The sequence below is a fragment of the Streptosporangium subroseum genome, assembly GCF_900188345.1.
Lineage (GTDB): Bacteria > Actinomycetota > Actinomycetes > Streptosporangiales > Streptosporangiaceae > Streptosporangium > Streptosporangium subroseum.
On record NZ_FZOD01000035.1, the window covers coordinates 47,028 to 56,550 of the forward strand.

The window sequence follows — 9,523 nt, forward strand, 5'->3', positions numbered from 1 at the left end:
GGTCACGCCTGCAACGTGAGGGGGGAGAAGGCGTACCCGGCCCACAGCTCCAGGGAGATCTCCTCCGGATACGCCGTTACGCTCGGCTCGGCGTCGATGACCCAGGTATGCCTGTTCTTCGGCTCGTACACCGGCCAGCCCGGATCCCCGGTCGTGGCGAAGGCGATCCATGCCGCGCGGACCCGGGCCGACAGCTCGGCCGCGGCCGGTGGCGGCTCCTGTCCGATCAGCAGTCCCGCCGCTCCAGCGGTCAGGTCGCCGAACGTCAGTGGCAGGCCGAGCCCGTGGCAGGCGCCGAGGGCGCCGCCCATGCCGGGGGCCGGCCAGGTCAGCTCGTACAGGTGGGCCCGGCCGCGCTTCTGGTGGGTCTCGGCCAGCCGGACGGAGGGCATCCGGAACATCCAGTCGGAGTGCACCAACTCGTACAGCCGCTCGTCGTCAGCCCCGGGGTAGGCGGCCCGGTAGGCCTCCGGGTCCGGGGCGAGCTCCCGCAGCGCGGTGGCCGCCCGCTCGGCGGTGATCCGGCCGATGTCGCCGCTGATGGCCATGAACAGCCGATACTCGTCGCGGGTGTGCCCCACGATCAGCTCCACCTCGCGCGCGGCCCCGTCCGACGGTGACAACCACGGCACCGCGGGCAGCACCTCGCCGTCCACGACCGGCGCGAACGGCGTCCGGACGTACGCGGTCCGGCCCCACCGCGGGCAGCCGCCCATCTTTTCCGCCACCGCGTCCCCGGCGTCGATCAACCGCTCCGGCGACAGGCGGGCGAGTTCGTCCGCGAGCGGGTCCAGGCCCAGCTCACCGGCCAGGGCGGCGGCGATGTCGGTGGCCAGCTCGGCGGAGAGGAACATGCCCGGCACGCTCTGCGCGATCGCCCTGCGGAACAGACCGGCGGCTCCGGGCATCACCGTCAGCGCCGCGATGCTCCCGGCTCCGGCGGACTCCCCGAACACGGTGACCCGATCCGGATCTCCGCCGAAAGCCGCGATGTTGTCGTGCACCCAGCGGAGGGCGGCCACCTGGTCCAGCAACCCGCGGTTGGCCGGTGCCCCCTGGAAGTGTCCGAAGCCCTCGGCGGAGACCCGGTAGTTGAAGGTGACCACGATGACGCCGTCCCGGGCGAGCACGCGGCCGTCGAAGACCGGGTCGCCGGACCACCCGTACATGTAACCCCCGCCATGGATCCACACCATCACCGGCAGCCGGGCGGCGCCCAGGTCGGGAGACCAGACATTGACGGTCAACCAGTCGCCGTCCGTGCCGTCCGCGCCGGACGCGCCCAGCATTTTGGACTGCGGCGGCGGCGGACCGAACGCTCCTGCCTCGCGCACCCCGTCCCACGGCTCGGACGGCACCGGGGCGGCCAGTCGCAGGGCGCCCACCGGCGGGCGCGCGAACGGCACGCCGCGGAAGACGGCCACGCCATCCTCCATCCGCCCGCGCAGCCTTCCCGTGGTCACCCGGACCTCCGGGGCTGCGGATCCGATGGCGCTCATGGCACGCTCCTCTTCCGGGGTGCCGGCTCCCATAGCCAGGCGCGGCCATCCTCACCCAAACGCGACCTCGCCGCATCTCGATATCGAGCGGACCGGAGGAGCGAAAGGTCTCCATCGGTCTCCTGACCGGGACACCAACGCCCTGCGATATGTCCCGATGTGGCGTACCAAGACCGAGCAGGAAAGATCCGTTATCGCGCGTTGCGCATCCCGAGAATGTAGGTCGCGGTAAGCGCAACAGCACGATCTTTGTCATGTGACAGATCCGCGAGGGCACGTGACGCTGTGATTCCCGGGATATCCGCGAGCGCCTGCGTCAGCCGTTGCCGTACGGACGATTCGGCGGTGCCGTGGGCGAGGCGATCAACGAGCCTGGTGGCGATCTGATCCGCCAACGCGGGACGACTCGCCAGCGCGCTCAGCGCATCGGCCGCATCGACGTCATTCGTCCCCTCGTCGACCATGTCGACGAGCGTCGGGACCGCGTCGACCACTCCACGTGCCCCGAGCGCCAGAGCCGCATACCTGCGGACCACGACGTCGGGGTTCGCGAGGGCGTCCCGCAGCAGTGCGGTCGCCTCACCGTCCGGAATCTCAGCGATGGACTGGACGGCACGTTTCCGCACCTCGGCCGCCGGTGAGCCGAGGCCCTCCGCCAGCAGCGCCAATCCGTCATCGCCAAATCGCGCCAAAGCCCATCGAAGGGCTCCGGCGACGTTCGGGTCCGTCTCGCTCAGCACCGCCTCGACCAGTGCCTCCACCGGCACCGGAACCTCTTCGACCGAGGACAGGGCCGCGCGCTGGCGCTTGCCGGCGCTCTTCGACCCCAACGCCTGGAGGAGCGCGACGATCTGGAGGACGTCCTCCCAGCCGGCGGGTTCCGCGGCACCGATCCGACGGAGTCGCGTGAGCAACTCCGTCTCATCCGCGATGCGTTCTCGCGTCTGGCGGATGAGGTCGTCGACGAGCTCCGAGGGCGTGAAGTCAGGATCATCGAGCGCGCGCCCGACGTCACGCAGCGACAGCCCCAGGGACCGCAGGCTCTCGATATGGAAGATCCGCCGGATGTCCTCGCCGGAGTACTCCCGATAGCCGGCGCCGGTACGACCCATCGGCCGCACCAGGCCGAGCGAGTCGTAATGCCTGAGCATGCGGGCGCTGACCCCGGACCGTCGTGCCACATCACCGATCAACACTGCCTGTCACTCCTCCTGGCCGGTGCCGAGGGCTACGACGCGCTTCGCCTCCCCGATCGCGAACTCGAATCCGGCATCCGGGTCGCGCAGCAGCCGTTCCGTGGCGATCGCGTGCGCGCGCACGCGAAGGTCGAGATCCGTCATCGCGGCGCGCAGGGTCGGCAGAATCACCTCGCCGAGCGCGACCAGCGCCCGGCTGAGGCTCAGCTGCGTCTCACGTTCGCCGCGCCCGAGCTGTGTCGACAACACCGCGGCCAGCCCGGGCTCCTCATCTTCGGGCACGAGCACGACCGCTGCCCGCCAAGCACTCCGCGCCACCTCGTCGTCGGCGTCGGACAGAAGCGCCCGTGTGATCGCCGGCCACGCCTGCCGATCCCCGATCTTGGACAGCGTGTGCAGCGCCTGGCTCCGTGCCTGCGCACGCTCCGAGCGGAGTTCCTTGAGAAGCTCCGGGACCGTCATTGACGCTGAGTGGCGGGTGAGTGCCCACGTCAGCATATCGCGCACATAGAATTCGGGTTCGATCGCGCATCGTTCGATGAGCTTGTCGATGAACCGCGGGTCAGGGGTCGTACCGACCGCCATCGCCGCCCGCAGCCGCACTGACGAGCGGCTGTCCTCCAGCCCCTGGAGAGCCCGAGTCGTGTCCGCGTCCTGTTCCTGCATGGTCATCGGGACCACCTCCCTGGCAACAGTGAAGACCTTGTCACTGTGTCAAGGTCAAGCGGGATCACGCCTCAAGATCACCAGGAACCCTCTGCCCGCCGAGTTCGGTGCCTGTCACGTCAGCCCCTGTCAGGCGCCGGCGCCGCCGTCCACCGGCACGATCGCGCCGGTCACCATCGAGGCCCGATCGCTGAGCAGCCACGCGGCCACCTCGGCGACCTCACGAGGCTCGGCCATCCGGCCGAGCGGGATGCTCACGGTGAGGCGCTCGACGACGCCCGGGGACGCCGCCTCCCACGCGTCGATCATCTCCGTCGCGGTGCCGCCGGGGGTGATGCCGTTCACGCGGATCCCCTGCCGCCCCCAGGTCACGGCGGCGGTCTCGGTGATGCTGTCGAGCGCGCGCTTCATCGCGCCGTACGCGGGGAGCTCCGGGTTCGCGCGGCGGCTGCCGATGCTCGAGGTGTTGACGATCGCCCCGCCACCGCCCCGGCGCATGAGCGCGGCCTCGACCGTCATCGCGGTCCAGTGTCCCCGGAAGTTCACCGCGAACTGCTCCTCGACGTCCTCGTCGCTCGTCATGTCGAGCGGGCCGGGCTGCTGGATCGCCGCGCCGTTGTTGAACGCGCCGTCGAGCCGTCCGTGCAGCTCCTCGACGCGGTCGACCGCCGCGCGGATGCTCGCACGGTCGGCGAGGTCCACTGTCACGGCATCCGCGACGCCGCCGTCGGCGCGGACCTCGGTGACGATCCGCTGGAGGGCGTCGGTGCTGCGGGCGGCGAGCACGACGGCGGCCCCCTCGGAGGCGAAGAGCCGGGCCGCGGCCGCCCCGATGCCGCGGCTGGCGCCGGTGATGAGCACAACCTTGCCGGTGAGCAGGCCGATGGGTGCGATGTCAATGTTGTTCGTCATGACGACAGTGTCAGTCCGGCCTCCAGACCGGATTCAGGCACAGGCTGTACCAGGATCCGCCGCCGCGCGGCGTGCACACTTGGGATATGGACAAACAGGAGCTTGGGGCATTTCTCCGTAGCCATCGTGAGCGGCTCCGACCGGAGGATGTCGGCCTCCCCTCGGGCTCGCGACGCCGGACACCGGGTCTTCGCCGCGAGGAGGTGGCGGTCCTCGCGCACATCTCCACCGAGTACTACGTCCGGCTCGAACAGGGCAGGGCGCCGCGACCGTCGGGCGAGGTCCTCGCCGGGATCGGAGGCGCGCTGCGGCTCACGGACGCCGAGTTCGATCACCTCCACGTCCTCGCGGGCACCGCGCCGAGCCGTACCGGACTGCATCGGCGCGACGTCCGCCCGAGCATCCTCGCGCTCCTCGAGCGGCTGCCGCAGACGGCCGCTTTTGTGATTTCCGCCACGTTCGAGGTGCTCGCGTGGAACGACCTCGCGGCCGCGCTCATGGAGAACTTCGCCGAGCTCGCCCCGGAGGACCGCAATCTCGCGCGCCGGACATTCCTCGGGTCGGCGCGCGCCGATGCGACGCTGTACGGGGTCTCCGACGCCGCGGAGTTCCGGCACCACGTCGTCATGGGGCTCCGATCCACTCTCGCCCGGTATCCGTCCGACCCCGCGGTGACCAAACTCGTCGACGAGCTCCGCGACGCCAGCCCCGAGTTCGCCCGGCTCTGGGAGCGGCACGACGTGCAGGCCGCGCCGATGCTCACGAAGACTTTCCGTCATCCGGTCGTCGGGGAGATCACCGTCGACTGCGACTCCCTCACGCTCACGGACCGCGACCAGCACCTCGTGCTCTACAGCGCGCCGCCGGAATCCCATGGCGCCGAGGCTCTGGCTCTTCTGAATGTGCTTGGAGCCGAGGCCGGTGATTACCTGCGGTAGCGTCGCCGCCGGCCACGGCGAACACCGTCGCCGGCGGGGGGCGACCCACGACCGGTGGCGACAGGCGAAAAGCCGCGAAGGTTCAGGGGTCGAGCAGCGCATTGGAGCGCGGGTGCGTGCCGAAGCGTGGGCTGTATCAGCGAGACGGCCATCTTCGACATAATGTAGAAGTTTGATGCGGTCAGTCCGACGGCTGTGGGGTCGCTTCATGTTCGAGATCGTGTCCGCGCCCGTCCCGCCGCCGGTGGTCGGCGGTGCTTCTGTCGCCGGGATCGTCCGGCCGGTGCGCGGCGAGACGCACGCCGAAACAGCTGAGCGCACCGAACGGAAGTCCGCAGGCGACGGCTCCCTGCCCGAGTGAATCGATCATGCTTGCGTCTGACGCGGTGCAGACGCCACAACATACCGAAAGAGAGCCCATTTCATGTTCCTGCGCAGGCCAGCGATCTTGCTTGTCATCCTCACCGCGGCGCTGTGGCCGGCGACGGCTGCTCAAGCGCATGACGTGCTGAAATCGAGCAACCCCGCCAAGGACGCCAAGGTCGCCGACATCAGCGAAGTGACCTTGGAGTTCGAACGTGCGGTGAAGTTCCCGAAGGTCGCCGTGCTGAATGCCTCAGGCGAACGGTTCCAGGCCGGTGAGGCCGACTTGCGGGGCAAGAAAGTCGTCCAGACGTTGTCCGGAACGCTTCCCCCGGGTAAGTACACGATCGGCTTTCGAGTGGTCTCCTCCGACGGCCATCCCCGCACCGGCGAGATCCCTTTCACCGTGATCGCCTCCTCCACCTCCTCCCCCACGCCCACCCCGAGTGCGACGGCCTCGGAGGCGCCCAGCACGCCCGCGCCGAGTTCTGCCGCGCCGAGCGCCGAGCCCGTGGAGCCGACCCTGATCCCTCAGGCGAACGAGACCGGCGGGTCGGCAAGCGGGGGCTCCTCGGTGTTCCTCTGGGTCGTCGTCGGCCTGGCGGCCGTCATGGCGGCGGTCAGTATCGTCATCAGCCGGCGTCGCCGTTCGGGCAGATGACCGGATCTCAGATCAGCGTGATCCAGTAGGACCAGAAGCGCTGCACGATGAGTCCGATGATGGTGAGCGTCCACACCATGAGCACGCTCGTGTGATACCGGGTCGCCGCGGTGGCGACCCGGTGCGCGCCGCGCGGCAACCGGATGCGGCCGGTGTGCAGGTTCGCGAGCGTGACGTACCAGAAGACGGGGATCGTCGCGATCCACACGAGCATGCAGTACGGGCACAGGGCGCCGATCACGTACAGGCTCTGGAAGATCAGCCAGTGAACAAAAACGACGCCGGCCAGGGTGCCCAGCTGCAGGCCGTACCAGAACCACCTCCGCGGGCGGGCTCCCGCCAGCAGGACCATGCCCACCGTCGTCACGACGGAGAACGCCGCGATGCCCAGCAGCGGGTTGGGAAAGCCGAGGACGGAGGCCTGCGCGGTTTTCATGACCGACCCGCAGCTGAGGATCGGATTGATGCTGCAGGCAGGCACATAGGTGGGGTCGGCGGCCAGCCGCAGACGTTCGACCGTCAGCAGGAACGCCGCCAGGAGGCCGAGGCCGCCGCCGATCGTCAGGATGAACGGCAGCGACCTGGTGACGATCGACGAGGATGAGACCTCGGCGGCGGTTGCGGGCCGAGCGGTCTTCACGGTGGTCATGAGGCGAGCACTGCGTCGATCCTGGCCTTCAGGTTCTCGTAGCTGGGCTCCTCGGTCAGCTGGGCGCCGTTGAAGAAGATCGTGGGCGTGCCCTGGACGTCGAGTCGCCGTCCGTCGTCCTGGTCCTTCCTCACCCGCTGCGCGGTCGCCGGCGCGATGAGGTCGGCGTGGAAGGCGGTCATGTCCAGACCCACCTGCTTGGCCAGGTCGGTGAAGAACACCTCCTTGGATTCGGCGGACTCTCCCCACTGCTTCTGGGTCTCGAACAGCTTGGCGTACATGGCCTCGAACCTGTCCTGCTTGCCGGCGGCCTCGGCGACCCGGGCGGCGAGCTCGCCGTTGCGGTGGCCCGGCATCGGGAAGTAGCGGACCACGAAGGTGATCCGCCCGTCGTACTCGGCGCGGATGCGCTCCATGTGCGGGAAGACCGCGCCGCAGGCTTCGCACTCGAAGTCGAGGAACTCCACCAGCGTGACCTTGCCGTCGGCCGCCGTGGACAGCGTGTGGCTGTCCTCGCGTACCAGCACCTCAGCGGGAACGCTCTGCCCGGCGGCCGCATCGGCTACCGAGTCGGTGGATCGCGCTCCGAAATCGCCGAAGACGGCGATCACCGCGACGATCGCCGCCATGACTGCGGCGATACCGAGGGTTATCTTCAGGTTCGTCGTCATATTCCGCTCTCAAGGGATGCTCGCAGGGCACGGAGCCCTCCTATCTTCTACCAGATGTAGAAGATAGGAGGGGTGTCAACGACGAGGTGGAGCCGCTGGGCGACCCCGCGGAAGTCGCAGCGCCGGACTTATGGGGGTTGCCGAGGCCCTACCGCACGGCCGACGTGAAGCCCGGCCCGTCTCGTGCGAAGGAGGCAGCCGCCATGCCCCCGCTCATCATCGCGATGCCGGCGGGCGCGGGGAATGCCATGGTCATCAACGGTGCCGCGCTTTACCCATAAATGAAGCGGCCCCGCGAGGAGCATGACGCCCATCCCCATTGCGACCAGAAAGCGAGGAATTCCCAAATAGAACCAATAAGAGAAAATTTTATAATTAAACACGAGATGCCACATGAACACCAACGGACGAGAGTCTCGCATATGCCCGAAAACAAACGCGGAGCGACGCCCCAATTATCTGCAGAAGCGGATCATAAGGACAATCTAATGGCGATCGCATCTGAATCGCGAAGAGGTCAGCGGGTTTTATACGATAGCAATCCTTGCCACTCCTCATTGTCAGGTCGGCGCGGCGAGCGTGCCGGCACGCCGCGCCAAGACAACGGCAAACCCCCAGGCAGGAAGGATGGTGTCCGGGAGACGCCAGGCGGTCGGCACACCTCGATATTGATCCCCTCTCCTTTGCCGGACGCGGTCATCGCGCACAAGGATCTCAACGTCCTTCAGGCCAAAATTCGCAGAAAACAACCCAATTCATACTTTAGCGATTACTCAAATTTGCGCTGCAATGGAATTTCTCTGTAGCGAGATCTGGTAATAAGCAAACGCACTCTCTACGCTTCGTCATATGAGCAGAGTTTCAGATATTGCTGCTGAGTCCGGGGCTTGTACGGCGCGCATGGTGGACCCGGATCGGGTTGCCGCGGTAGCCGAGGCCCTGCCGGAGAGCGGGGCGATCGATGAGCTGGCTCGGGTCTTCGGGCTGCTGTCCGATCCGGGACGCCTGCGTGTGATCATCGCATTGCTGGAGGGCGGCGAGATGTGCGTGTGCGACATCGCCGCGGCATGCGGGCACAGCGAGTCGGCGGTCTCGCACACGTTGCGTCTGCTCCGCGCCCACCACGTCGTGCGGGTGCGCAGATCAGGGCGCATGGCCTACCACCGGCTGGACGACGCCCACATCCGGATGCTGCTGGACCTCGGCCTGTCCCACATCCACCACGTCCCGGTCGCCCATTCCGCTGACGAGATCCGCTAGTGCGAGCCATCGAAGGAGGTTCCATGGTCGTACCGCATCACGAAGGCGACCGGCATGATCACCATGACGGACAAGACCCCGAGGCCGCTCCCGCAGAGGCACCGCATCACGAGCCCGCGTCACATCACGGGCCCGTCGCACCCCTGGAAACGCGGCATCACGAGTCCGCGTCACATCACGGGCACGCGCACGGGCATGGACATGGGCACGGCGTCTCGGCCGACGCGGATCGCCGTTACCTGAGTGCCGCCCTGGCCCTGCTGATCGTCTTCATGGCGGGCGAGGTCGTCGTCGGCCTCGCCGCGCAATCCCTGGCGCTGATCTCCGACGCCGGGCACATGCTCACCGACTCGGCCTCCATCGGGTTCGCCCTGATAGCGATGCGCCTGGCCACCCGCCCGCCACACGGCGGCTTCACCTACGGCCTCAAACGCGCCGAGATCCTCTCGGCCCAGCTCAACGGCGCCACCCTGCTGCTACTGGCCGGATTCTTCCTCTACGAGGCGATCCGACGCCTCCTCAACCCCCCCGAGGTCCAGGGCGGCCTGGTCCTGATCACCGCACTGATCGGCATCGCCGTCAACCTCGCGGCGACCTGGCTGCTCAGCAGAGCCGACCGATCGAACCTCAACATCGAAGGCGCCTTCCAGCACATCGTCAACGACCTCTACGCCTTCATCGCCACCGCCCTTTCCGGACTGATCATCA

The 9,523-nt window shown here is 68.1% G+C and carries 11 protein-coding genes; 5 read left to right on the forward strand and 6 right to left on the reverse strand.

Annotated elements, in window-relative coordinates; translation table 11 throughout:
- Nucleotides 1-2: 2 nt before the first annotated feature.
- The 4 genes from CHC08_RS28975 to CHC08_RS28990 all read right to left on the reverse strand — a co-directional run bounded on the left by CHC08_RS28975 (nt 3) and on the right by CHC08_RS28990 (nt 4,273).
- On the reverse strand, nt 3-1,499 hold the full coding sequence (locus CHC08_RS28975) for a carboxylesterase/lipase family protein (RefSeq protein ID WP_089210583.1): 1,497 nt from the start codon (nt 1,497-1,499) through the stop codon (nt 3-5).
- A 191-nt stretch (nt 1,500-1,690) separates the two neighbouring features.
- A complete protein-coding gene (locus CHC08_RS28980) occupies nt 1,691-2,695 on the reverse strand; it encodes a HEAT repeat domain-containing protein (RefSeq protein ID WP_089210547.1) in 1,005 nt (334 codons plus the stop codon).
- A 6-nt stretch (nt 2,696-2,701) separates the two neighbouring features.
- Nucleotides 2,702-3,367, reverse strand: coding sequence for a HEAT repeat domain-containing protein (locus CHC08_RS28985; protein ID WP_089210548.1), 666 nt, complete (start codon nt 3,365-3,367; stop codon nt 2,702-2,704).
- Between the two features lie 123 nt (nt 3,368-3,490).
- Nucleotides 3,491-4,273: an SDR family NAD(P)-dependent oxidoreductase gene (locus tag CHC08_RS28990; protein WP_089210549.1), complete on the reverse strand. Its 783-nt coding sequence runs from the start codon at nt 4,271-4,273 to the stop codon at nt 3,491-3,493.
- An 86-nt stretch (nt 4,274-4,359) separates the two neighbouring features.
- Here CHC08_RS28990 and CHC08_RS28995 point away from each other — a divergent pair, with 86 nt between their 5' ends.
- The 3 genes from CHC08_RS28995 (at nt 4,360) to CHC08_RS29000 (ending at nt 6,235) form a co-directional block, all read left to right on the forward strand.
- Nucleotides 4,360-5,211 carry a helix-turn-helix transcriptional regulator gene (locus CHC08_RS28995; protein ID WP_089210550.1) on the forward strand — a complete coding sequence of 284 codons (852 nt, stop codon included), beginning with the start codon at nt 4,360-4,362 and terminating at the stop codon, nt 5,209-5,211.
- A 208-nt stretch (nt 5,212-5,419) separates the two neighbouring features.
- A complete protein-coding gene (locus CHC08_RS49800; RefSeq protein ID WP_179282270.1) occupies nt 5,420-5,572 on the forward strand; it encodes a hypothetical protein in 153 nt (50 codons plus the stop codon).
- Nucleotides 5,573-5,635: 63 nt separating this feature from the next.
- A complete protein-coding gene (locus CHC08_RS29000; protein WP_089210551.1) occupies nt 5,636-6,235 on the forward strand; it encodes a copper resistance CopC family protein in 600 nt (199 codons plus the stop codon).
- Nucleotides 6,236-6,242: 7 nt separating this feature from the next.
- Here the strand turns inward: CHC08_RS29000 and CHC08_RS29005 are convergent, their stop codons facing one another.
- Entirely contained in the window at nt 6,243-6,884 is a 642-nt protein-coding gene (locus tag CHC08_RS29005; protein ID WP_089210552.1) for a vitamin K epoxide reductase family protein, read from the reverse strand.
- On the reverse strand, nt 6,881-7,555 hold the full coding sequence (locus tag CHC08_RS29010) for a DsbA family protein (RefSeq protein WP_089210553.1): 675 nt from the start codon (nt 7,553-7,555) through the stop codon (nt 6,881-6,883). Before CHC08_RS29010 ends, CHC08_RS29005 begins: the two co-directional genes overlap by 4 nt.
- A 900-nt stretch (nt 7,556-8,455) precedes the next feature.
- On the opposite strand from CHC08_RS29010, the gene CHC08_RS29020 reads away from it, so the two are divergent.
- The gene (locus CHC08_RS29020) at nt 8,456-8,815 is read left to right on the forward strand and encodes an ArsR/SmtB family transcription factor (protein ID WP_089210555.1); all 360 of its coding nucleotides are present in this window, start codon (nt 8,456-8,458) and stop codon (nt 8,813-8,815) included.
- Nucleotides 8,816-8,838: 23 nt separating this feature from the next.
- Nucleotides 8,839-9,523 (forward strand): cation diffusion facilitator family transporter (locus tag CHC08_RS50840; RefSeq protein ID WP_218825542.1); only part of this gene is annotated, 685 nt, incomplete at its 3' end.

What these genes read in the sequence shown, in the direction of transcription:
- CHC08_RS28975 (WP_089210583.1), bottom strand. Translation starts at nt 1,499, where the DNA reads ATGAGCGCCATCGGATCCGCAGCCCCGGAGGTCCGGGTGACCACGGGA.
- CHC08_RS28985 (WP_089210548.1), bottom strand. Translation starts at nt 3,367, where the DNA reads ATGACCATGCAGGAACAGGACGCGGACACGACTCGGGCTCTCCAGGGG.
- CHC08_RS28990 (WP_089210549.1), bottom strand. Translation starts at nt 4,273, where the DNA reads ATGACGAACAACATTGACATCGCACCCATCGGCCTGCTCACCGGCAAG.
- CHC08_RS28995 (WP_089210550.1), top strand. Translation starts at nt 4,360, where the DNA reads ATGGACAAACAGGAGCTTGGGGCATTTCTCCGTAGCCATCGTGAGCGG.
- CHC08_RS49800 (WP_179282270.1), top strand. Translation starts at nt 5,420, where the DNA reads ATGTTCGAGATCGTGTCCGCGCCCGTCCCGCCGCCGGTGGTCGGCGGT.
- CHC08_RS29000 (WP_089210551.1), top strand. Translation starts at nt 5,636, where the DNA reads ATGTTCCTGCGCAGGCCAGCGATCTTGCTTGTCATCCTCACCGCGGCG.
- CHC08_RS29005 (WP_089210552.1), bottom strand. Translation starts at nt 6,884, where the DNA reads ATGACCACCGTGAAGACCGCTCGGCCCGCAACCGCCGCCGAGGTCTCA.
- CHC08_RS29010 (WP_089210553.1), bottom strand. Translation starts at nt 7,555, where the DNA reads ATGACGACGAACCTGAAGATAACCCTCGGTATCGCCGCAGTCATGGCG.
- CHC08_RS29020 (WP_089210555.1), top strand. Translation starts at nt 8,456, where the DNA reads ATGGTGGACCCGGATCGGGTTGCCGCGGTAGCCGAGGCCCTGCCGGAG.